This window comes from Streptomyces sp. NBC_01515 (genome assembly GCF_045040345.1).
GTDB lineage: Bacteria > Actinomycetota > Actinomycetes > Streptomycetales > Streptomycetaceae > Streptomyces.
The window spans coordinates 5,281,585-5,304,496 of the sequence record NZ_CP109416.1 but is presented as its reverse complement, the minus strand read 5'-3'; the positions used below and the strand labels follow the sequence as shown (position 1 = coordinate 5,304,496).

Annotated in this window: 20 protein-coding genes; 14 read left to right on the top strand and 6 right to left on the bottom strand. The window is 69.9% G+C overall.

What is annotated here, in order from left to right; all coding sequences use genetic code 11:
• Positions 1 to 25: 25 nt before the first annotated feature.
• Positions 26 to 1,138 carry a DUF5937 family protein gene (locus OG407_RS23565; RefSeq protein WP_405860906.1) on the bottom strand — a complete coding sequence of 371 codons (1,113 nt, stop codon included), beginning with the start codon at positions 1,136 to 1,138 and terminating at the stop codon, positions 26 to 28.
• A 98-nt stretch (positions 1,139 to 1,236) separates the two neighbouring features.
• Here OG407_RS23565 and OG407_RS23560 point away from each other — a divergent pair, with 98 nt between their 5' ends.
• Positions 1,237 to 1,452, top strand: coding sequence for a hypothetical protein (locus OG407_RS23560; RefSeq protein ID WP_405860904.1), 216 nt, complete (start codon positions 1,237 to 1,239; stop codon positions 1,450 to 1,452).
• 446 nt (positions 1,453 to 1,898) lie between these two features.
• Here OG407_RS23560 and OG407_RS23555 read toward each other — a convergent pair whose 3' ends face one another.
• Positions 1,899 to 3,116 (bottom strand): threonine aldolase family protein, encoded by a 1,218-nt coding sequence (locus tag OG407_RS23555; RefSeq protein WP_405860902.1) that lies wholly within the window; start codon positions 3,114 to 3,116, stop codon positions 1,899 to 1,901.
• Between the two features lie 185 nt (positions 3,117 to 3,301).
• On the opposite strand from OG407_RS23555, the gene OG407_RS23550 reads away from it, so the two are divergent.
• The 10 genes from OG407_RS23550 to OG407_RS23505 all read left to right on the top strand — a co-directional run bounded on the left by OG407_RS23550 (position 3,302) and on the right by OG407_RS23505 (position 11,999).
• Complete coding sequence (locus OG407_RS23550) at positions 3,302 to 4,222, top strand: Rossmann-like and DUF2520 domain-containing protein (RefSeq protein WP_405860900.1); 921 nt, start codon at positions 3,302 to 3,304, stop codon at positions 4,220 to 4,222.
• Complete coding sequence (panC, locus tag OG407_RS23545) at positions 4,219 to 5,226, top strand: pantoate--beta-alanine ligase (RefSeq protein WP_405860898.1); 1,008 nt, start codon at positions 4,219 to 4,221, stop codon at positions 5,224 to 5,226. The genes OG407_RS23550 and panC overlap by 4 nt, the downstream gene beginning before the upstream one ends.
• Positions 5,223 to 6,941, top strand: coding sequence for an L-aspartate oxidase (locus tag OG407_RS23540; RefSeq protein ID WP_405860896.1), 1,719 nt, complete (start codon positions 5,223 to 5,225; stop codon positions 6,939 to 6,941). Before panC ends, OG407_RS23540 begins: the two co-directional genes overlap by 4 nt.
• A gap of 5 nt (positions 6,942 to 6,946) precedes the next feature.
• Positions 6,947 to 7,933: a carboxylating nicotinate-nucleotide diphosphorylase gene (gene nadC, locus OG407_RS23535; protein WP_405860894.1), complete on the top strand. Its 987-nt coding sequence runs from the start codon at positions 6,947 to 6,949 to the stop codon at positions 7,931 to 7,933.
• 2 nt (positions 7,934 to 7,935) lie between these two features.
• Positions 7,936 to 8,733, top strand: a complete 798-nt coding sequence (locus tag OG407_RS23530) for a type III pantothenate kinase (RefSeq protein WP_200680630.1) — start codon at positions 7,936 to 7,938, stop codon at positions 8,731 to 8,733.
• 783 nt (positions 8,734 to 9,516) lie between these two features.
• Positions 9,517 to 10,134: a hypothetical protein gene (locus OG407_RS23525; protein WP_327407143.1), complete on the top strand. Its 618-nt coding sequence runs from the start codon at positions 9,517 to 9,519 to the stop codon at positions 10,132 to 10,134.
• A 48-nt stretch (positions 10,135 to 10,182) separates the two neighbouring features.
• Complete coding sequence (locus tag OG407_RS23520) at positions 10,183 to 10,362, top strand: hypothetical protein (RefSeq protein WP_033286119.1); 180 nt, start codon at positions 10,183 to 10,185, stop codon at positions 10,360 to 10,362.
• Positions 10,363 to 10,482: 120 nt separating this feature from the next.
• Entirely contained in the window at positions 10,483 to 10,896 is a 414-nt protein-coding gene (locus OG407_RS23515) for a BlaI/MecI/CopY family transcriptional regulator (protein WP_405868554.1), read from the top strand.
• Between the two features lie 9 nt (positions 10,897 to 10,905).
• Positions 10,906 to 11,439, top strand: a complete 534-nt coding sequence (locus OG407_RS23510) for an amino-acid N-acetyltransferase (RefSeq protein ID WP_019064250.1) — start codon at positions 10,906 to 10,908, stop codon at positions 11,437 to 11,439.
• A gap of 224 nt (positions 11,440 to 11,663) precedes the next feature.
• A complete protein-coding gene (locus tag OG407_RS23505; protein WP_033286117.1) occupies positions 11,664 to 11,999 on the top strand; it encodes an Lsr2 family protein in 336 nt (111 codons plus the stop codon).
• Here OG407_RS23505 and OG407_RS23500 read toward each other — a convergent pair.
• A complete protein-coding gene (locus OG407_RS23500; protein ID WP_405860892.1) occupies positions 11,978 to 12,625 on the bottom strand; it encodes an SCO3374 family protein in 648 nt (215 codons plus the stop codon). The genes OG407_RS23505 and OG407_RS23500 overlap by 22 nt on opposite strands.
• A 442-nt stretch (positions 12,626 to 13,067) precedes the next feature.
• On the opposite strand from OG407_RS23500, the gene OG407_RS23495 reads away from it, so the two are divergent.
• Positions 13,068 to 15,596 carry an ATP-dependent Clp protease ATP-binding subunit gene (locus OG407_RS23495; protein WP_019064247.1) on the top strand — a complete coding sequence of 843 codons (2,529 nt, stop codon included), beginning with the start codon at positions 13,068 to 13,070 and terminating at the stop codon, positions 15,594 to 15,596.
• Between the two features lie 83 nt (positions 15,597 to 15,679).
• On the opposite strand, the gene OG407_RS23490 is transcribed toward OG407_RS23495, so the two are convergent.
• The gene (locus OG407_RS23490) at positions 15,680 to 18,715 is read right to left on the bottom strand and encodes an NACHT domain-containing protein (RefSeq protein ID WP_405860889.1); all 3,036 of its coding nucleotides are present in this window, start codon (positions 18,713 to 18,715) and stop codon (positions 15,680 to 15,682) included.
• A gap of 47 nt (positions 18,716 to 18,762) precedes the next feature.
• Complete coding sequence (locus OG407_RS23485; RefSeq protein WP_405860887.1) at positions 18,763 to 19,377, bottom strand: HAD family acid phosphatase; 615 nt, start codon at positions 19,375 to 19,377, stop codon at positions 18,763 to 18,765.
• 458 nt (positions 19,378 to 19,835) lie between these two features.
• Here OG407_RS23485 and OG407_RS23480 point away from each other — a divergent pair, with 458 nt between their 5' ends.
• Positions 19,836 to 20,417 carry a M23 family metallopeptidase gene (locus OG407_RS23480; RefSeq protein WP_405860885.1) on the top strand — a complete coding sequence of 194 codons (582 nt, stop codon included), beginning with the start codon at positions 19,836 to 19,838 and terminating at the stop codon, positions 20,415 to 20,417.
• Here OG407_RS23480 and OG407_RS23475 read toward each other — a convergent pair.
• Complete coding sequence (locus OG407_RS23475; RefSeq protein WP_405860883.1) at positions 20,414 to 21,022, bottom strand: TetR/AcrR family transcriptional regulator; 609 nt, start codon at positions 21,020 to 21,022, stop codon at positions 20,414 to 20,416. The genes OG407_RS23480 and OG407_RS23475 overlap by 4 nt on opposite strands.
• Before the next feature lie 128 nt (positions 21,023 to 21,150).
• On the opposite strand from OG407_RS23475, the gene OG407_RS23470 reads away from it, so the two are divergent.
• A complete protein-coding gene (locus OG407_RS23470; RefSeq protein WP_405860881.1) occupies positions 21,151 to 22,752 on the top strand; it encodes an MDR family MFS transporter in 1,602 nt (533 codons plus the stop codon).
• Positions 22,753 to 22,912: the final 160 nt, after the last annotated feature.

Here is a 22,912-nt window from a genome sequence, read left to right as displayed (position 1 = left end):
GGAGGATGCCCGCGCCCGAGGGCGGTCATCGGAGGATGCCCTCCAGGAAGTCGCTGCCCAGGCGGGCCACCATCGTGACGTCCAGCTGGTGCAGGACGTAGCGGCCGCGGCGGCGGGTGGTGATCAGGCCGGCCTTCTTCAGGACGCCGAGGTGGCGGGATATCTCGGGGGCGGTCATGCCGTGCACCTGGGTCAGCTCGCTGGTGGTGAACGCGCTGCGGGCCAGGCTGCGGCACAGGCGCATGCGGACCGGGTGGGACAGGGCGGTCATCCGCAGGGTCAGCTGCTCCAGGGAGGTCGGTGCGGCGATCTTGGGGGTGTTGAGCACGGGGTAGTGCACGACGGGCTGCCAGCCGTACCGGTACAGGACCGTCAGGTGCGGCCAGCCCAGGGCCGTGGGCACCAGGAGGAGGCCGCCGTCCTTCGTCGCCGTACGGCCGGTGCCGAGCTTGTCGATCGTGATGCGGGTGGCGCCCTCGTCGAGGGTCACCGCGGTGGACATCGAGGTCAGTGCCTCCGCCAGGCCCTTGTGGTGCAGGAGGTCCGTCTTGTGGCGGGCGTCGGCCACGAGTTGGTGGTGCGTCCGGGACCAGGTCTCCGCGAAGAACGCCTCGTCGCAGTCCTCAAGGAACTGCCGCAGCCACGCCCTGGTCCGCGGCGGGTCGGCCAACAGCCGCTCGGTGAACGCCAGTTGATGCGGCCCGCGCGCGGCTGCCTGCTCCAGGGCGCGCCGCCGGATCCCGGCGTCGGTGAGCGGGCCTGGCCCGCCCGTGCTGTAGGAGATCGCGCAGGTGGTGAACTCCATTGCCGCGTCCACGAACTGTTCGTCCGTCAGCTTGTCCAGCAGGTCCAGCTCCTCGGCGAGCGTGGCCCCGGGGAGCGTGCTCCGGCCCGGGATGCCCGCGTACGGCAGGAACAGGTCGGAGAACGTCGACCTCCACAGGAAGTCCGCCTCGCACATCCGGTCGGCCAGATGCGGATCGAGCCGCGCGGTGACGCCGGTGACCCAGCCCTGGAGGCCGGGGTGGTGCCCCGGTTCGGACATCGCGTGCAGCGCCATGCACAGCTCGCCCAGCGGCGAGGGCGCGAAGGTGATCCGCTCCGGCCGCAGCCCGGTGATGTCGATGTGCACGCTCATGTCCCCAATCGTGCACCCCGCCACTGACAACGCCCCCTCGTTTGACGCCGCCCGTCAATCGACGCGACAGCCACGGGGGAGCGGCGCAGCGTGGAGTCGTGAGCATCACCCAGCAGTACTTCCTCGACACCCACCGAGCCCAACGCCTCGGCGAGACCCTGCCGCCCCCGCCCGGCACCCACGACTGGCGGACGGCCCGCGAGCTGCGCGGGTACCGGCAGTTCCGCGCGGTCGTCGCAGGACGTCCGGCTCAGGGTCGGCTACGGCGGGCTCTGGGCCGGTGGCTGCGCCTGCGGGCGCGTTCTGGTTGGTGAGGGCAGGCGCGCGGGCGGACCATGGCGGCGGGTCCAAGAGACGTTCACGCGCTGCGTGTGACGGCCCGCGCGCGTGGCGACCATGGCGCCGGGTTCACGAGACGTTCAGGTGCTACGCGTGACGACCCGCGCGCGTGCCGACCATGGGCACCCTTGTTTGCGTTCCGCCCGGCTGACATCAGCGTCGGCGTTCCGGCTGCCGTCGGCCCGCGCGCGTAATCGGCCACCGGTACCGGAGCTTGCGTGCAGCCCTGCTGACGGCCGGGTCCGCCTGCCGGCGGCTTTCTCGTGCTCCGTACGCCTTCATGGCTGTCCGCCCCTGCGTGCCGGTGGGTGACAACGCGCGCGGACCGCCCGCGGACGATCCGCCCGTGCCCGCGTTCCGCCGGCTGACAGCCCTCGACCGCCATGCACGCATTCCGCTGCCGACCCGACCCCGCCGCCTTCTAGCCGGCCGTCTCCTCCTTCAGCCGGACCACGAAGTCCGCGACCGCCGCCTTCACGTCGTCGGCCGTCCACTCCAGGCCGGCGGCGCGCACGTAGACCTCGGTGACCGCCAGGCCCGGGCCCTTCGCGTCCCAGGGATTGGAGAAGAGGGCGGTCTTCGTCTCCTCGGCCTGACGGATCGCGGCCTCCGTGACGGTGTCCAGGTCGTACGGCAGCCAGACCTGGAACTCGTTGGTGTGCGGCTGCTCGGGGTGGACGCGTGTCCAGGGCACCCCGGCCGCCGCGAACCCCTCGCGCAGTGCCTCGGCGACCACGCGCGCGTGGGCCACGTACTCGGGGAGCCGGGGGAGTTCCCGGTCCAGGCCCGCGAGGGCCGTCAGCGCGGTGGGGAACTGCTGGAAGACCATGCCTCCGTAGCGGTGCCGCCAGGTCTTCGCCTCGTCGATCAGGGTCTTCGGGCCGACGAGCGCGGCGCCGCCGAGGCCTTCGAGGGACTTGTAGAACGACACGTAGACGCTGTCGGCGAGGCCGGCGATCTCGTCGAGCGGGCGGCCGAAGTGCGGGGTGGACTCCCACAGGCGGGCGCCGTCGAAGTGGACCACCGCATCGCGTTCGCGGGCGGCCTCGACGACGGCCGAGAGTTCCTCCCAGGAGGGCAGGACCAAACCGGCGTCCCGGAGGGGCAGTTCGAGCATCAGCGTCCCGAAGGGCTCCGGGAAGTCGCGTACCTCGTCGGCGGTCGGCTGTCGGGGCTCGCTCGTCACATGGACCGGGCGGAGCCCGCTGACCTGGCTGATCGCGTCCCGTTCGTGCACTTCGGGGTGGGCGAGCGGGTGCAGGGCGACGGTCGGGTTGCCGGTGCGGCCGGCCCAGCAGCGCAGGGCGACCTGCTGCGCCATCGTGCCCGTGGGGAAGAAGACCGCGGCTTCCTTGCCGAGCAGTTCGGCGACCCGCTTCTCCAGGGTCTCGACGATGCCGCCGCCGTACATGTCCGACGTCTCGTCGAGGTCGTACAGCTCGGCCGCCTCCTGTACGAAGGCGAGCCGTTCCCGGAGCGTGCCCAGGAAGCCGAGGCGTGCGAGGGCACGCTCCGCGTTCCGGTTCGCGCTGAGGCGCCGTTTGCGGAGCGCCAGGACGCGTTCCTCGTCCGTTGCCGCCCCGGCTCCCCGCTCGTCCTGCTCCGCCTGCTCTTCGCCCTGTTCCGCCGTATCGCTCATGCCCCGGATCATGCCTGGCGCGGGTCCGCGGGAGCACCCGGATTTCCACCGGCTTTCCCGTACGGCACGGCTGTGCGACAACCCACAGCCTGTGGACAACCGGACGCCTCTCGAACCGATCGCGTTAACATGACGAGAAATCGTCCGGTACCCGGAGCGGACTGGAACGGGAAGGCCGCCGTCGCGTGAGTACATTCCAACAGCCAGAGCCCAAGGACCGCCCCGCGCGGCTCGCCGTCGGTGTCGTCGGCGCCGGCCGGGTGGGCCCCGCGCTGGCCGCCTCGCTCCAGCTGGCCGGGCACCGCCCGGTGGCCGTCTCCGGGGTGTCCGACGCGTCCAGGCGACGGGCCTCGCTGATGCTCCCGGACGTGCCGGTCGTCACGCCCGCGCAGGTGCTTGAGCGCTCCGACCTGGTGCTGCTGACGGTCCCGGACGACGCCCTGCCCGGGCTCGTGGAGGGCCTCGCCGACACCGGGGCCGTACGCCCCGGGCAGCTGCTCGTGCACACCTCCGGGCGCTACGGCGCGAAGGTCCTGGACCCCGCTCTGCGGGTCGGCGCGCTGCCGCTGGCCCTGCACCCCGCGATGACCTTCACCGGCACTCCTGTGGACGTCCAGCGGCTCGCCGGGTGCTCCTTCGGGGTCACCGCGCCCGAGGAGCTGCGGCTGGCCGCCGAGGCCCTGGTGATCGAGATGGGCGGCGAGCCCGAGTGGATCGCCGAGGAGAGTCGCCCGCTCTACCACGCGGCCCTCGCGCTGGGCGCCAACCACCTGGTGACCCTGGTCGCCGAGTCCATGGAGCTGCTGCGCACGGCCGGTGTCGAGGCCCCCGACCGGATGCTCGGCCCGCTGCTGGGCGCCGCCCTGGACAACGCCCTGCGCTCCGGCGACGCGGCGCTCACCGGCCCCGTCGCGCGCGGGGACGCGGGCACCGTCGCCGCACACGTCACCGAGTTGCGCAAGCACGCCCCGCAGACCGTCGCCGGCTATCTGGCGATGGCCCGCGCGACCGCCGACCGCGCCCTGGCCCACGGGCTGCTGAAGCCGGAGCTCGCCGAGGACCTCCTCGGGGTGCTCGCCAACGGCACCGAGGGAGATGCCGGATGACCACCACCCTGCTGCGCACCGCCGACGAACTCCACGCACGCACGCGTGTCGGCCGTCGGGCCGTCGTGATGACGATGGGCGCCCTGCACGAGGGTCACGCCACGCTCGTCCGCACGGCCCGCGAGATCGCCGGACCGGACGGCGAGGTCGTGGTCACCGTCTTCGTGAACCCGCTGCAGTTCGGCAAGGGCGAGGACCTCGACCGCTACCCGCGCACCCTGGACGCCGACCTCAAGATCGCCGAACAGGCGGGCGCGGACGTCGTGTTCGCGCCCTCTGTGGACGAGGTCTATCCCGGCGGCGAACCCCAGGTCCGCATCTCGGCGGGCCCCATGGGCGAACGCCTGGAGGGCGCGGTCCGCCCCGGGCACTTCGACGGCATGCTCACCGTCGTCGCCAAACTGCTGCACCTCACCCGCCCCGACGCCGCCCTGTTCGGCCAGAAGGACGCCCAGCAGCTCGCCCTGATCCGCCGCATGGTGCGCGATCTGAACTTCGGCATGGAGATCGTCGGCGTGCCGACCGTGCGCGAGGCCGACGGCCTGGCCCTGTCCAGCCGCAACCGCTATCTGTCCCCCCGGGAGCGGCGTACCGCGCTCGCCCTCTCCCAGGCCCTGTTCGCGGGCCGCGACCGGCACGCCGCCCAGGAGGCGCTCCGCGCGCGGGCCCGCGAGGTGCCCGCCACGCACGCGCGTGCCGAGGCGCTCAGCGCCCTGGGGGAGTCCCGCGCGGCGGCCGACGCGCACGCCGTCGCCAAGGCCGCCCCCGGCCCCGGCAACCCGGCGTCCGTCCGCGCGGCCGCCCGCCCGGTCCTCGACGACGCCGCCCGCCTGGACCCGCCGCTCGTCCTGGACTACCTCGCCCTGGTCGACCCGTCCGACTTCACCGACGTCGAGGAGGACTTCACGGGAGAGGCCGTCCTCGCCGTCGCCGCCCGGGTCGGGACGACCCGGCTGATCGACAACATCCCACTCGCTTTCGGAACCCTCGGAGCCGCCTCGTGACCAGCACAGGCATACGACTGCACGCGCCCGCCCCCGGGTGGTCCATCGACGCGGACGTCGTGGTCGTCGGCTCCGGAGTGGCCGGCCTGACCGCGGCCCTGCGCTGCGAGGCGGCCGGGCTGCGCACGGTCGTCGTCACCAAGGCCCGCCTCGACGACGGCTCCACCCGCTGGGCCCAGGGCGGCATCGCCGCGGCCCTCGGGGAGGGCGACACCCCCGAACAGCACCTGGACGACACCCTGGTGGCCGGCGCGGGCCTGTGCGACGAGGAGGCCGTACGGATCCTCGTCACCGAAGGCCCCGACGCCGTACGGCGGCTCATCGAGACCGGTGCCCACTTCGACGAGTCCTCCGAAGGAGGACTGGAGCTGGCCCGCGAGGGCGGCCACCACCGGCGCCGGATCGCGCACGCCGGCGGCGACGCGACCGGCGCGGAGGTCTCCCGGGCGCTCGTCGAGGCCGTACACGCGCGTGGGCTGCGCACGATCGAGAACGCGCTGGTGCTGGACCTCCTGACGGACACCGAGGGCCGTACGGCGGGCGTCACCCTGCACGTCATGGGCGAGGGCCAGCACGACGGTGTGGGCGCCGTGCACGCGCCCGCCGTGGTCCTCGCGACCGGTGGCATGGGGCAGGTCTTCTCGGCGACCACCAACCCGTCCGTGTCGACGGGCGACGGGGTCGCACTCGCCCTCCGCGCGGGTGCCGAGGTCTCCGACCTGGAGTTCGTGCAGTTCCACCCCACCGTGCTGTTCCTCGGCGCCGACGCGGAGGGCCAGCAGCCCCTCGTCTCCGAGGCGGTGCGCGGCGAGGGCGCCCACCTGGTCGACGCCGACGGCGTGCGCTTCATGGTGGGCCAGCACGAACTCGCCGAACTCGCGCCCCGGGACATCGTCGCCAAGGGCATCACGCGGCGCATGCTGGAGCAGGACGCCGAGCACATGTTCCTGGACGCCCGGCACTTCGGCGCCGACATGTGGGAGCACCGCTTCCCGACGATCCTCGCCGCCTGCCGCAGCCACGGCATCGACCCGGTCACCGAGCCCGTCCCGGTCGCCCCGGCCGCCCACTACGCCTCCGGAGGCGTCCGCACCGACTCACGGGGCCGTACGACCGTCCCCGGGCTGTACGCGTGCGGAGAGGTCGCCTGCACCGGTGTGCACGGTGCGAACCGGCTCGCCTCCAACTCCCTTCTCGAAGGCCTCGTCTACGCCGAGCGGATCGTCGCGGACATCACCGGGAACCAGGCCGAGAACGCCCTCCACGCGCGTGTGCCCGAGCCGGTTCCGCACCCCCAGAAGCCCGCGCATCCGCTGCTCGCCCCCGAGGCACGCTTCGCGATCCAGCGGATCATGACCGAGGGCGCGGGTGTCCTGCGCTCCGCCGACTCCCTCGCCAAGGCCGCCGGACAGCTCCAGCGGCTGCACAGCGACGCCCGTGACGCCCTCGACGAGAACGGCAAGACCGCCGAGCCCGGCGTCGACACCTGGGAGGCCACCAACCTCCTGTGCGTGGCCCGCGTCCTGGTCACCGCCGCCGCGCAGCGCGAGGAGACCCGGGGCTGCCACTGGCGCGAGGACCACGCCGAGCGCGACGACACCGCCTGGCGCCGCCACATCGTCGTACGGCTGAATCCCGACCGCACGCTGGCCGTACACACCACGGACACCGCAGACTTCCCCCCGACCCGGCAGCACCGTCCCCAGGAGCAGTGACAGAAGTGAGCACCCACGACCTTCCCCTCGTCGACAGCGGTGGTTGCGGCGACGGCTGTGCCTGTGGCGCGGGCGACGATGCCGAGGCCGCAGCGTACGTAGTGTGCGGTCTCGACCCCGCGCTCGCCGAGCTTCTGGCCGACGCCGGACTCGACCCTCTGGAGGTCGAGGACATCGCCAACGTCGCCCTCCAGGAGGACCTGGCCGGCGGCGTCGACGTGACGACCGTGGCGACCATCCCCGAAGAGGCCGTCGCCACCGCGGACTTCACCGCGCGCGAGGCCGGTGTCGTGGCGGGCCTGAGGGTCGCCGAAGCGGTGGTCTCCGTGGTCTGCACCGACGAGTTCGAGGTCGAGCGGCACGTGGAGGACGGCGACCGCGTGGAGGCCGGGCAGAAGCTCCTGTCGGTCACCACGCGCACGCGTGACCTGCTGACCGCCGAGCGCAGCGCGCTCAATATCCTGTGCCGCCTCTCCGGCATCGCGACCGCCACGCGCGCGTGGGCCGACGCCCTGGAGGGCACGAAGGCGAAGGTCCGCGACACCCGGAAGACGACGCCCGGACTGCGCTCCCTGGAGAAGTACGCGGTCCGGTGCGGCGGCGGCGTCAACCACCGCATGTCGCTCTCGGACGCGGCCCTCGTCAAGGACAACCACGTGGTCGCCGCGGGCGGCGTCGCCCAGGCCTTCAAGGCCGTACGGGAGGCCTTCCCGGACCTGCCGATCGAGGTCGAGGTCGACACGCTGCACCAGCTCCGCGACGTCCTGGACGCCGGCGCGGACCTGATCCTGCTGGACAACTTCACGCCCGGCGAGTGCGCGGAGGCCGTCGGCATCGTGGACGGCCGCGCCGCCCTGGAGGCCTCGGGCCGGCTCACCCTGGACAACGCCAAGGCGTACGCCGACACCGGGGTGGACTACCTCTCCGTAGGAGCCCTGACCCACTCCGCGCCGATCCTGGACATCGGCCTCGACCTCCGTGAGGCGCAGTAGTCATGCTCCTCACGATCGACGTGGGCAACACGCACACCGTCCTCGGTCTGTTCGACGGCGAGGAGATCATCGAGCACTGGCGCATCTCCACGGACGCGCGCCGCACCGCCGACGAACTCGCCGTCCTCCTCCAGGGCCTGATGGGCATGCACCCGCTCCTCGGAGAGGAGCTGGGCGACGGCATCGACGGCATCGCGATCTGCGCCACCGTCCCGTCCGTCCTGCACGAACTGCGCGAGGTCACCCGCCGCTACTACGGCGACGTGCCCGCCGTCCTCGTCGAACCGGGTGTCAAGACGGGCGTCCCGATCCTCACCGACAACCCCAAGGAGGTCGGCGCGGACCGCATCATCAACGCGGTCGCCGCGGTCGAGCTCTACGGCGGCCCGGCGATCGTCGTCGACTTCGGTACGGCGACCACGTTCGACGCGGTCTCCGCGCGCGGGGAGTACATCGGCGGTGTCATCGCCCCCGGGATCGAGATCTCGGTCGAGGCCCTCGGCGTCAAGGGCGCCCAACTCCGCAAGATCGAGGTGGCCCGCCCGCGCAGCGTGATCGGCAAGAACACCGTCGAGGCGATGCAGTCGGGCATCGTCTACGGCTTCGCCGGCCAGGTCGACGGCGTCGTCACCCGCATGGCCAAGGAACTGGCCGACGACCCGGAAGACGTCACCGTCATCGCGACCGGCGGCCTGGCCCCGATGGTCCTGGGCGAGGCCTCGGTCATCGACGAACACGAGCCCTGGCTGACACTGATCGGCCTGCGGTTGGTCTACGAGAGGAACGTCTCGCGGATGTGACCGGCGCCGGGGTGTCGGCCGAGGCTGCATGGTGGCGGGCGGCGCCCTCGCCGGCGTCGCTCGGGCGCGCCCACGAGGTGCTGGCGCCGCTTGTGCACACCGGGTGCCGTCGCGCCTGACGACGGCTGCCGGGCTCGGCGGAGCCGTATGACCGGCGGGTGGCGCCCTGTCGGCGTCGCTCAAGCGCGCGCCTACGCGTGGTGTGGGTGCTGCTGCGCCCACGGGGTGCCCTCGTGTCTGACGGCGGCTCCTGGGGCGGGATGAGGCCGTCGCACAGGGCGGGCAACTTCCCACCCCGCTGGCCTGGCTCACGCGCGCCCGCGGGTGTCGCCGCAGCTTCCGTCCGCAGAGGGTGCCTCCGCGCGTGACGGTGCCGGCATGCGCGCGATGGGGCCGTGGTCCCACCGAGGAGACATCACTCCGTAGGCGTCGCTCAGGCACGCGCCAACGAGGAGCCCCCGCCGCTTTCGCCCACAGGGTGTTGCCGCCCGACAGCTCTGCCGCGTCGGCGAGGGCCGTGAGAGTGCCGGGCCGACTCGCTGCCCGTAGGCGTCGCTCAGGCCGCGCCAACAAGGAGCTCCCGCCGACTGCGTCCCCAGCACGGTGCCGTCGCGCCTGACGGAGCCGTACTACCGGGACCCGGTACGCCTGCCCCGCACGCAGCAGCGCCCCCGCCGCCCGCCCCGGGCGAAATCCCCGCGCCACACCCACCCCCTATGTCGAATTTGTCTGATTAGCGCGTATCGTCGGCGCATGCCCACGCCATACGGATCCCGCGGCGGCATGGCGTTCGGTGCGGAGGAGCTGCGTGTGCTCCGTCGCGCTCTCGCCCTCGCCCTTCAGCCCAGAACCGCCTCGGCCGAGGATGTCCAGGACTGTCTTCGGCTCGCCGAATCGCTCGACGAGGCGGTGCGCGAGGGGGTTCGGCTGCGTGCCTTCCTGGTCGCCGACCTCGCCCGGTACCGCGCCGCCCTGCCCGGCACCACCGCCGGTTACCTCACGCTCCTTGAGGAGGCGCTCGGCGCCGGGTACCGCCCGGACGTCGACGACCTCTCCGCGTTGAGAGCGCTGCGCGGGAACCCCTCCGCCGCCGTTCTCCTGGACCGCTGCCTCACTCTCGCCGAACAGGACGTACGCGCGCGCCTGGCCCGCCGTACGACCGCCAGGGCCGTCGCCCCGACCGTCCCCGCCTCGCGCACCCGCCTTCTGGCGCTCCCCGGAGGCCTCTCCGGAGAGGGCGCCAAGGAGCCCGTGCGCAAGCCCGTGGAGCGGCCCGCGCCGACGCCCTCGCCCGCGGCGCCGAAGCCGTCCCGGCCCATCCCCACCCCCGGCGAGGTCTTCCCCCGGCGCAAACCGGCACCGCCTCCCGCGAACCCGTCGGAGCAACTCGCCGCCGGCTGAACCGACCCCGCCCCGTCCTCCTGGGGACCCGTGGCTACTCTGGAGGGCATGGACTATGTCTCCGCGCTCGTGCCTCCGGTCGTCATGGCCGTGTTCTTCATCGGACTGATCCGGGTCATCGTGAAGACCCAGGGCGGGGCCATGAAGGCCAAGGAGGACGCGGCCGTCGACGCCGCCATCGCGCGCGCGGAGAGCGCCCGCCAGGCCTCTTCGGCCGCCGACGCCTGAACCTTCCGTTTTCCGCGGCGCCTTCAAGGGCGTACGACTCCCGCACGCGCACGCGTGCTTTCCGAGTCGTACGCCCTTTTTGTTCCTTTTCCACTATGGTTCTGAGCTGTGCCTCGCCCATTGGGAGAACTCGAAGACTCGGTCATGACGCGGGTGTGGAAGTGGAACCGCCCGGTGACCGTTCGAGAAGTCCTGGAAGACCTTCAGCGGGAACGGTCCATCGCGTACACCACGGTGATGACCGTTTTGGACAATCTCCATCAGAAGGGCTGGGTGCGTCGTGAGGCGGAAGGCCGGGCCTATCGATATGAGGCGGTCTCCACACGAGCCGCCTACTCCGCCGCCCTGATGAACGACGCCTGGTCCCAGAGCGACAACCCCGCGGCCGCTCTCGTCGCCTTCTTCGGGATGATGAGCGACGAACAGCGCGAGGCCCTCCGCAGCGCCGTACGCATCGTCCAGGGACCGGAAACACCCGAACCCGCGGATGGCGTCCAGAACCCCGGCTCCGCGGCCTCGGGCGGCGGGCGATAGCGTCCGCTCATGTCAGCAGAGCACCCCGAAGTCACCGCGAAAGCCATCACCGTCCGGCGGGCCCGGACCGGCGATGTCGAGGCGGTGCGCCGACTCCTTGACGCCTACGTCCGCGGTCGCATCCTGCTCGACAAAGCGACGGTGACTCTTTACGAGGACATCCAGGAGTTCTGGGTCGCCGAACGGGACGACAACGCCGAGGTCGTCGGCTGCGGGGCACTGCATGTCATGTGGGAAGACCTCGCGGAAGTCCGCACTCTCGCGGTGAAGCCCGGCTTGAAGGGTGCCGGTGTGGGCCATCAGTTGCTGGAGAAGTTGCTGCACACGGCTCGCTGGCTAGGCGTTCGTCGCGTTTTCTGTCTCACCTTCGAAGTGGACTTCTTCTCGAAGCACGGCTTCGTGGAGATCGGTGAGACACCTGTTGACACCGATGTCTACGCGGAGCTGTTGCGTTCCTATGACGAGGGTGTGGCGGAGTTCCTCGGTCTCGAACGAGTGAAACCGAACACCTTGGGCAACAGCCGGATGCTTCTGCATCTGTGATCGCGGCCCCCAATTCGGCCGGGTCGCCCTGCCCAGGTTCCCTATGTCCGAAACGCGCATCTTTCTGGGCGAGGGAGGTCGCTCGGTCTCTCCCAGGGGTTTGTGTTTTTCCAGCAAAAGCGGTTTGCTTTCCGACGTACTGCAGTACTGCATATAACAGGGGACGGCGAAACGGCGGACGCCGCAGACCCCAGACCCGCAAGTAATCGATGAAAGGAAATCCGGTGGCACAGAAGGTTCAGGTCCTTCTTGTCGATGACCTCGACGGCGGTGAGGCGGACGAGACGGTGACGTTCGCGCTGGACGGCAAGACGTACGAGATCGATCTCACCACCGCGAATGCGGACAAGCTCCGTGGACTTCTCGACGCTTACGTGAAGGGCGGGCGCCGTACCGGTGGCCGCGCTTCGGGTGGTCGTGGAAAGGCACGCGCCGCAACCGGTGGCAGCCAGGACACCGCGCAGATTCGCGCGTGGGCCAAGGAAAACGGCCACGACGTGAACGACCGCGGCCGTGTTCCGGCGGCCATTCGCGAGGCCTACGAGAAGGCCAACGGCTGAGCGCACGAGCGCCGCAGCCGTACCCGGTGGCACTGTGTGGCCACCGTGTCCACAAGTCGTACGAGATCAGGGGCGCGCCCAACGCCCCCCACGGCCGGCATTGTCGGCAGCGAGGCCTCGACCTCGCACCCCGGCTCGGGGGGTCGCAGCCATACGGCGGCCCCCTGCAAGGGACGCGGACCGCCCGCGGGGAGCGGTGGCCCCTTCGCGATCCCCGAGCCCGGCAGCGGTGCCCCCGCGGGCCTCGCCCCGGGGAGCGACGGCGCCTCCATGTGCCCGCCCTCGCCGAGCGCCACCAGATCCAGCGCCGGCGCCAGAGCGCCCCACTCCAGCCAGTCCAGCAGCCCCGGAACTTCCTCCGCGCTGCCCGCGGCCACCAGCAGCCGCATCCGGTCGCCCCGTACGGCCACCGGAGAGTCGGGGCCCAGCCGCCACAGCGCCGCGACACCGGCCTCGACCGGCACGTCCAGGACGTCGAAACGCAGGCCCGTGACGAGCCGTAGCGGCTCTCCGGGCACCGTGCGCCACCCCAGTTCGTTCTCGTACCAGTCCCGCTGCCGGTCGTCCGGATCGAGCGGGCGGCGGGGGAGCGGGACCGTGCCGAGAGGGGGGACTGTGCGAACCATGCCAAGAGCAACCGCCGAAGCGGGCCGGGAGTTACGCTGGGTGGTCCAACGAATGCGCTGGGTACGGGAAACGGGGGCGTTCGGGGGTGCGGCGCGGCACAAGGTTGTTCGCCCGTAGCGGAGGGAACCGGTGCGAACGGCATGGAGTGTCAGTCCGTACGGGTAAGACAATCCCTAGTGGGAGGGGGCGACACGCAGAAAAGGGCGTCTCACGTTCGCCATCGGCGTACTCATGGTGAGGGTAACTGCCTGGCCTGCGGGAACATCGTCTCGCACCATCAGGTTGGAGCAGATGTCGGCGTTACGGTTCAGGAGGCAGTGTTGGTTCTCGGTCCGGTGTCGGCAGTTGGAATGAGCGGTCCCCGCTTGCGGGACTAAGCTGCGGAAGGACAGGGAGGGGAGCGTCCCCTTACTGCCTGACCGCTCTGAGGAGCGATTAACGATGTTCGAGAGGTTCACCGACCGCGCGCGGCGGGTTGTCGTCCTGGCTCAGGAAGAAGCCCGGATGCTCAACCACAACTACATCGGCACCGAGCACATCCTCCTGGGCCTGATCCACGAGGGTGAGGGTGTCGCCGCAAAGGCCCTGGAGAGCCTCGGCATTTCGCTTGAGGCGGTCCGCCAGCAGGTGGAGGAGATCATCGGACAGGGCCAGCAGGCTCCGTCGGGTCACATCCCCTTCACTCCCCGAGCCAAGAAGGTCCTGGAGCTCTCGCTCCGCGAGGCCCTTCAGCTGGGCCACAACTACATCGGCACGGAGCACATCCTGCTCGGCCTGATCCGTGAGGGCGAGGGCGTCGCCGCCCAGGTCCTGGTCAAGCTGGGCGCTGATCTCAACCGTGTGCGGCAGCAGGTGATCCAGCTGCTCTCCGGTTACCAGGGCAAGGAGACCGCCACCGCCGGCGGCCCTGCGGAGGGCACCCCCTCGACGTCCCTGGTCCTCGACCAGTTCGGCCGGAACCTCACCCAGGCCGCTCGTGAGTCCAAGCTCGACCCGGTCATCGGGCGCGAGAAGGAGATCGAGCGGGTCATGCAGGTGCTGTCCCGCCGTACGAAGAACAACCCGGTCCTGATCGGTGAGCCCGGCGTCGGCAAGACCGCCGTCGTCGAGGGCCTCGCCCAGGCCATCGTCAAGGGCGAGGTGCCCGAGACCCTCAAGGACAAGCACCTCTACACCCTGGACCTCGGCGCGCTGGTCGCCGGCTCCCGCTACCGCGGTGACTTCGAGGAGCGCCTGAAGAAGGTCCTCAAGGAGATCCGCACCCGCGGCGACATCATCCTGTTCATCGACGAGCTGCACACGCTGGTCGGTGCGGGTGCCGCCGAGGGCGCCATCGACGCCGCTTCGATCCTGAAGCCGATGCTGGCCCGCGGTGAGCTGCAGACCATCGGTGCGACGACGCTGGACGAGTACCGCAAGCACCTGGAGAAGGACGCGGCCCTTGAGCGCCGCTTCCAGCCCATCCAGGTCGCGGAGCCGTCCCTGCCGCACACCATCGAGATCCTCAAGGGTCTGCGCGACCGCTACGAGGCGCACCACCGTGTCTCCATCACGGACGAGGCACTCGTGCAGGCCGCCACGCTGGCCGACCGGTACATCTCGGACCGCTTCCTGCCGGACAAGGCGATCGACCTGATCGACGAGGCCGGTTCCCGGATGCGTATCCGCCGGATGACCGCGCCGCCGGACCTGCGCGAGTTCGACGAGAAGATCGCCGGCGTCCGCCGCGACAAGGAGTCCGCGATCGACTCGCAGGACTTCGAGAAGGCCGCCTCCCTCCGCGACAAGGAGAAGCAGCTCCTGGCCGCCAAGGCCAAGCGGGAGAAGGAGTGGAAGGCCGGCGACATGGACGTCGTCGCCGAGGTCGACGGCGAGCTGATCGCCGAGGTCCTCGCGACCGCCACCGGTATCCCGGTCTTCAAGCTCACCGAAGAGGAGTCCTCCCGGCTCCTCCGCATGGAGGACGAGCTCCACAAGCGGGTCATCGGCCAGAAGGACGCCGTCAAGGCGCTCTCGAAGGCGATCCGTCGTACGCGTGCGGGCCTCAAGGACCCGAAGCGTCCCGGTGGTTCGTTCATCTTCGCCGGCCCGTCCGGTGTCGGTAAGACCGAACTCTCCAAGGCTCTCGCCGAGTTCCTCTTCGGTGACGAGGACGCGCTGATCTCCCTCGACATGTCGGAGTTCAGCGAGAAGCACACGGTGTCGCGGCTCTTCGGTTCGCCCCCCGGATACGTGGGCTACGAAGAGGGCGGCCAGCTCACGGAGAAGGTCCGTCGCAAGCCGTTCTCGGTCGTCCTCTTCGACGAGGTCGAGAAGGCCCACCCGGACATCTTCAACAGCCTTCTCCAGATCCTGGAGGACGGTCGTCTGACCGACTCCCAGGGCCGGGTCGTGGACTTCAAGAACACGGTCATCATCATGACGACCAACCTTGGAACCCGTGACATCTCGAAGGGCTTCAACCTGGGCTTCGCGGCCACGGGTGACACGAAGTCCAACTACGAGCGCATGAAGAACAAGGTCTCGGACGAGCTCAAGCAGCACTTCCGCCCCGAGTTCCTCAACCGCGTCGACGACGTCGTCGTCTTCCCGCAGCTCACGCAGGAGGACATCCTCAAGATCGTCGACCTCATGGTCGGCAAGGTGGACGAGCGCCTCAAGGACCGGGACATGGGCATCGAGCTCTCCTCGGCCGCGAAGGAACTCCTCTCCAAGAAGGGTTACGACCCGGTGCTGGGCGCGCGTCCGCTGCGGCGCACGATCCAGCGCGAGATCGAGGACACGCTCTCGGAGAAGATCCTCTTCGGCGAGCTGCGTCCCGGTCACATCGTGGTCGTGGACGTCGAGGGCGAGGGCGACGCGAAGACCTTCACCTTCCGGGGTGAGGAGAAGTCGGCGCTTCCCGATGTGCCGCCGATCGAGGATGCCGCCGCCGGTGGCGCGGGTCCGAATTTGAGCAAGGAGGCGTAAGGCTCAGCGGTTTGGGTTTTACGGCTGGGAAAGGGGTCGGTGCCATTTGGGCACCGGCCCCTTTTCGTTTGTTCGGGGCGGGGTCAGAAGCGGTCGTCGGTTACGTCGGCGGTGGGGAAAAGAGGGGCGTAGCGGTCGAGGATCTTCAGGCCGTACGTCTTGAAGCTCACCGTGCGCAGGCCGGGAAGGCGGGAGGCCAGGGTGAGGAGCTGGTCCCGGGTGGCGTCCTGGGCCGGCAGGCGGAGGTACTCGACGGAGGGGATGATCGGCATCTCCTGCACGGCATAGCGGTCGAGGGACGTGTTCAGGACGAGGTTCCGCAGGGCGGGCAGCCGGCCCACTTCCTGCCAGTCCCCGGCCGTCATGGCGCCGTCCGTCCGGCCGAGGCTGAGCGTGGTGAGGGTCGGCCACTGGTCCAGATCGCACAGGTCCGTGGAGGCGAGCGTGTACCGGCCCAGGTGCAGGTACTCCAGACGCGCGTTCCACGGCAGGTGGGCGCGCAGGTGCGGGCTCGGGAGCACCTGGTCAAGGGAGAGGCGGGTGAGTCCGTGCAGGTTCCGCAGGCCCGTCGTTCCGAGGACGCCATTGAACGTCAGCTCGGTCAGGGGCAGTTCGGACAACGGCTCAAGGGACCGGACGACGGGGCAGTCCTGAAGCCGCAGTGTGTTCAGGGACCGGAAGGCCAGCAGTCCGTCCAGAACCTGGAGGCTGACGTTCCGCTCAAGACCCAGGACGGTGACCGCATCCGGATCGTCGACGGCGTCGATGATCTCGGCCGCCGTGGGTGAACCCTCGATCGTCAGCCCGTGCCAGGGCCGCATCAGCCGCAGCGCGTTCAGCTGTTCCTGGGTTGAGCAACGCAGGAAGAGGTCGTCGTCGCGGCACAACTGGTCGAGCACCTCGACCGCGTACTCCCGGACGTCGAACCGGTCCCACGTGCCAGCCAGTTGGCGTCGCACGTCGAGGGACGGATGGTCGCGGAAGCGGCGCAGTACCGCCAGTGCGCCATCGGGCTCTCCCGCGCCCAGGACCGAGGCGGTGACCGTGACGGCCCTCGCCTCCTCGTCGGTCAGCCCGTCCGGCCCCGGCAGCAGTTCCAGGACCAGAGGTCCCGCCTCCGCCAACGCGAGCGAGTCCTCCGTCGTACGCGGTGGAATCAGCGTGGCCGCGCGGGTCTCGACCTCCGCGCGCACCGCCGGATCCAGCGCCGTCGCATGCTCCAGGCAGGCCAGCGCCAGCAGCGTCAACCGGGGTTCGTCCCGGGCCAGCAACTGCCTTAGCACTACGACCCGTTCGCGCGGCCGTGCGTGGGCCACCGCCATGCGGATGACGTCCTCCCACTGGGTGTCGCCCGCATGGCTGGTGAGGACGTCCAGGTGGCCCTCCTCCACCGCGTACCGCGCACCCAGGTAGTCCTGGAAGGTGCGGTGGACGAAGTCGACTACACCGTCGGCAGGTTGGCGCAGCAGGCCGCTTCTCAGCAGCAGGTCCCGCAGCACCGTCCTGGCGTCGCCCTGCCCGGCGACCGTGGGCAGACATCGTTCAACGATTCCTTCGGCCGTCTCTTGGTCCATCTCCGTACGACCGCTCAACACCAGCGCGTACGCGAGCCGTTGCAGGATCTCCAGCTGGGCCTCCTCGCCCAGCTCCGCGCCCTCCAGCGCGCCCATGCCTCGCTCCCGGTCCCGGCGGGCGAGCAGCATCGTCAGGGCCGCGTCGTACAACTCCTTGCGCCCCGTGGGGAGATAGCCCCTCCGCTCCCTGTGCAGGGCACAGATCAGGCCGCACATAAGGGGGTTCGTGGCGAGCCGCGCCAAGTCCCGTTTCGTGCGCAGGGAGTCGAGGAGTGGGCCCTCGTACTCCGGGGCCTGGGCCGCCGTGTGCCAGCGCTCGACGAAGGTCTTCACCTCGGGGCGGCGCATCGGAGCCAGAGTCAGTTCACGGAAGCCCTCCCCTGCCAGCCAGTCGGGGCGGACTGCCGTAGGGCGGGAGGTGAGGAGCCAGCGGTTGCCCGGGAAGGCTCGGATCAGGGACAGGAGCCAGTCGCGGGCGTGGTGGCGGTCGGCGGACGGGATCTCGTCCAGGCCGTCGACGAGGATCAGGGCGCGGCCGGCGGTCAGGACGCGTTCCGTCCAGCCTTCGGGTGGGCTGTGGGGGCAGCCGGTGGAGGACAGGAAGGCCGCGGGGGAGGGGAGTTGGCCGGCTCGGATGAGGGTGCGCAGGGGGAGGACGTACGGGATGCGGTCGCCGTTCCGTGCCGCCGTCACCGCCAGCCACTGCACCAGCGTCGTCTTGCCGGAACCCGCGTCGCCGCGCAGCAGTACGCGGTCGTGGGTCGACAGGGCTTCCTCGGCGGGGAGTTGGACGGTGAAGGAGGCGCCGGGGTGTTCGTCGGGGAGGTGGCGTTCCTCTGTCGCCGTTGCCTCCAGGCTCAGGTACGCCACCTCCAGGGGCCAGCGGTCCGGGGAGTCGCGGAGGTCGATGCCGTAGATGGTGATGTGGTTGTGGCGCTCGGCGACGTACGGGAGGTAGCGGCGTTCGAAGGTGCGGTCCTGGGAGCCGGGGCGGGGGCTGCGCGCTATCAACTCGTCGATGCGGGCGATCAGTTCGGCCTGGGTGCGGGTCTGTTCCACCAGGGTGCGGGCGACGAATGTGGAGCGGCGGGTGAAGAACTCCAGGATCTGGAGGCAGGCCCACTCGGTGGCGTTGCCGAGGAAGTAGCGGGCGTCGGTGGAGAGTCCGGCGGGGGCCGGGGCGCCGTACTCCAACTGCCTTGCCAGTTCCCGGTGTCCGAGGCGTACGGCCTGGAGGTCGTCCATGTCCAGGTCGCCGAGGGCGAGCAGGCGGCGGGCCAACGCGTCGGCCACGGCGGTCTGTTCGTCGGGCGGGAAGGGGGCCTCGCCGGGGGAGTCCACCGCCCGCGCGACCAGGTGGGCGGCGAGCTTGTGGACGTCCTTCTCCGTCAGGGTGCGTTTCTCGCCCTTGAAGGAGACGAGGGAGGAGAGGCGGACCGGTCTGTCGACCAGGCCCGCGCCGGGGGCATCGGGCACGAACAGCTTCTTCAGCAGCGGTGTGATCAGGCCTGACGCCAGCTTGCCACCGAGTACCGCGGGCTCCATCCGCCGCCCCACCCCCGTCGTCGCGCGAACGGACGGAGCCTAACGGTTTACGACAACTGGCCGTCGTAGTCCGGCAGTTTGAAGGTCTTCTCGGCGTGGCCGCCCGACAGGTCGGTGGCGCTGTTGCCGATGTTCGCGATGATCGTGTAGCCCTTGTTCTCGATCGCGGTGCGCTGGGCCGTCTTGTAGTCGGCGACGTCCTTGAAGAGGTCGAAGAGGCCGCGTGCGTAGAGGCCGTCGACGTCGTAGCCGTCGTGTTCGAGGTTGTACTCGGTCGGCAGGTAGATGATGCCGGGGCGGGCCGTGACGAAGAACAGTGAAACGCCGTGCTCCTGGGCGTACTTGGCGACCGCGAGGACCGGCTTGTTGGCGGGCTGCGGCCAGCTGAAGCCGAAGTCGGTCTCCAGGGTGGTGTTGTCGATGTCGAAGACGATCGCCTGCTTCTCGCCCGGCTCGGTGGCCGCGATGCGCTGCTTCAGGTAGGGCAGGGCCTGGTTCATGACCGTCTGGCAGTCGGCCTGCCAGGTGGCGTAGTCGACGGTTGCGGCGGCCGTGGTGCTGGTCGTCGTCGCGGCCTCCGCGGGGACCGTCAGCGCCGCGAGGGCGGCCGCGGTCACGGTGACTGTGGCGGTACGGCGGGCCCAGGGGCGTCGTCTCGTCATGGGGGTGGGGGTTCCTCTCACGTCTGTGCGCTGCCGGTCGGTGCAGAAGGCATGGTCGCGGGCGAGGGTGGCGTGAGGGGAACCGTAAGGTTACTGAACGGTAGGTGTATAGAGGTCTGCGCCACATTTCCGCGCCCGGCGATCATGCCCGCCGGTGACAAGCCGCACAGGCGATTCGACCCCTACTAGGGGAGGTAGTCGTACGCCTCGATCGGGGCAAAAGGGACTTTTTTCTTCGGATTCATGGAACCGAATGACCGATTTCGCCCTCCAGGGGGCTGAATCGGGATGCATGGGTGCTCTGTCAAGAAGTCTGAAGTTTTGTGGTGAAGTACTAGGTTCCGTCGTAGAAGAGGGGTTTGGGGGTCCGTGGGGTCCGGGGTTACCAATGAACGTGCCATCCGGCGGCCGTATGCGTGCCGGGTGGTTTTTCTGTCCCCGTCCCCCGTGAGGTTTCGATGTTCCAGCGCGCCACGTCCCGTTCTTCCCGTACGTCTTCGCTCCGTACCCGGGTGGCCGTCATGGCCGTCGGACTGGGGGCCACCGCCGTGCTGGGGACCGGGGTCGCCAGCGCCGCCTCCTCGACCGTCGCGCCGAAGGCCGTCAGTGCGAAGGTCGCCGCCTCCTGGGTCGACCCGGTGAAGAAGTACACGCTGTCCGCGAGCTTCGCCCAGGCCGGCAGCATGTGGCAGTCCACCCACAGCGGGCAGGACTTCGCCGTGGCCAGCGGTACCAACGTCGTCGCCGCGCACGGCGGGACCGTCGTCAAGGCCGGCGGCAACGGGGCGGGTGACGGTGCCGCGTACGGCAACGCCATCGTCATCAAGCACGGCAACGGCACGTACTCCCAGTACGCCCACCTCTCGCGCATCGACGTGAAGGTCGGCCAGGTCGTCAGCACCGGTCAGCACATCGCGCGGTCCGGCAGCACCGGCAACTCCAGCGGTCCCCACCTGCACTTCGAGATCCGTACGACCGCCAACTACGGCTCGGCCATAGACCCGGTCGCGTTCCTGCGCGGCAAGGGTGTGTCCGTCTAGGACCCGTCCCGGGCGGGCTTCGTGCCCGCGTGGGCCTGCGTGATCATGTCGGTGGCGACTTCCAGGACGGCCTTGCGCTTGTCCTCGGGGTCGCCTTCGAGGTCCTGCACGGCGAACATGCCGGCGTGCAGAGTGAAGATCGCGCTGAGCGAGCGGACCTGGTCGACCAGGCTCGACTCCGGGTCGATGACGATCTCCCGCAGACCGCTCATGCGCTCCTTGAAGCGCTCGCCGATGCGCAGGTCCCGTACCGTCGCCTGGTTCTCCTGCATGAAGCGGAAGAGGGGGGTCGCGCCGTCGAGTGCGACGGCGTAGCGCCGTACGATCTCCTGCTTGGTCTCCAGGGTGTGGGGCTGGCCGCGGCCCCACTCGATCAGGTCCTCGATGGGCTTCGTCAGGTCCTCGAAGATGCCGACGAGGATCTCTTCCTTGGTCTTGAAGTGGTAGTAGAGCGCCGCCTTCGTGACGTCCAGATGCTCGGCGATCTCGCGCAGTGAGGTCTTCTCGTAGCCCTGCTCGGCGAAGAGTTCGAGCGCCACGTCCTGGATGCGCTGGCGGGTGTCTCCGCGACGCTGCCGCTTGGTGCCGTCCATGGTGCCGCCCATTCGTTTCATGCTCCAGCAAACTTACTTGACGCCCGGCTAGTTACGGGTCTACTTTCCCTGAGTGTAGTCAACTAGCCGGGCGGCAAGTAAGTAGCCGGACGGTAGCGGTACTTAGGGGAGTGGGAAAGATGGCGGACACACAGACGGTCGAGGCCGGGCCAGGGGCGCCCGGGCCAGAGGTGGACGGCAAACAGCCGAGGAGCGTGCGGGTCGTCCTGCTCGCGCTGATGATCACGATGATGCTCGCGATGCTCGACAACATGATCGTGGGTACGGCCATGCCGACGATCGTCGGTGAGCTGGGCGGGCTGGAGCACCTGTCGTGGGTCGTGACCGCGTACACGCTCGCCACGGCCAGCTCCACGCCCCTGTGGGGCAAGCTCGGTGACATGTACGGGCGCAAGGGCGCCTTCATGACCTCGATCGTGATCTTCCTGGCCGGTTCCGCGCTGAGCGGCATGGCGCAGGACATGGGGCAGTTGATCGGTTTCCGGGCCATTCAGGGGCTCGGTGCCGGTGGTCTGATGGTCGGCGTCATGGCGATCATCGGCGACCTGATTCCGCCGCGTGAGCGGGGCAAGTACCAGGGCATGATGGCCGGCGTCATGGCGCTCGCGATGATCGGCGGACCGCTGGTCGGCGGCACCATCACCGACAACTGGGGCTGGCGCTGGTCCTTCTACATCAACCTGCCGCTCGGCGTCGTCGCGCTGGCCGCGATCAGTGTCGTACTGCACCTCCCGAAGAAGCGGTCGCAGGCGCGGATCGACTACCTGGGTGCCGGGCTGCTGACCGTCGGCATCACCTCGATCGTGCTCGTCACCACGTGGGGCGGTTCGCAGTACGACTGGACGTCCGCGCGGATCATGGAACTGATCGGGCTCGGTGTGGCCGCGCTCGTCGGGTTCGTGTTCTGGCAGACCAAGGCGGCCGAGCCGGTCGTACCGCTGCACATCTTCCGCAGCCGGAACTTCACGCTGATGGCGATCATCGGGTTCATCACCGGGTTCGTGATGTTCGGTGCGACCTTGTTCCTGCCGCTGTACCAGCAGTCCGTGCAGGGCGCGTCCGCGACCAACTCCGGGCTGCTGCTTCTGCCGATGCTCGGCGCGATGCTCGTGACCTCGATGGTCGCGGGGCGGGTGACCACCAACACCGGTAAGTACAAGGTGTTTCCGGTGGTCGGCAGCGTGCTGATGGTGGTCGGGCTGTATCTGCTGTCGACCATGGACACCGACACGACCCGGTTCATGTCCGGTGTGTTCATGGCCGTCGTCGGGCTCGGCATGGGCTGCCTGATGCAGATCACCATGCTGGTCGCGCAGAACAGTGTGCAGATGAAGGACATGGGTGTCGCGTCCTCCACCAGCACCCTGTCCCGGACGCTCGGGTCGTCGTTCGGTGTCGCCATCATGGGGGCGCTGTTCAACAACCGGGTGCAGCACGTCATGACCGAGCGGGCGGGTGCGCTGGGGTCCAAGGTGACCGAGCAGTCCGCGACGCTCAACGCGGCGAGTCTGGCGAAGCTGCCGGCGGTGGCTCGGGAGGCGTATCAGCACGCGGTGTCCGCGGGGGTCCACTCCGCGTTCCTGCTGGGCGCGGTTGTCGCTGTCGTCGCGATGGTGGCCTCGGTGTTCGTGAAGGAGGTTCCGCTGAAGGGGGCGGGGCCGGCTGCGCCTAAGCCTGGCGAGGAAGCGGTGGCGCCGGCGTCGATCGTCGAGGCCGTGTGATTCGCCGACAGTGAGCTGGAGGTCCCCCGGTTGGTGTCCGCCCCGGGGGGCCTTCTTTTTGTGCGGGCACGCGTGCGTGCGTGCGTTGGCTGCGGGTGCTTCCTCTGTCTGCGGCGCCGTTGCCGGGGGCTCCGCCCCCAGACCCCCGTCGGCCCTGAAG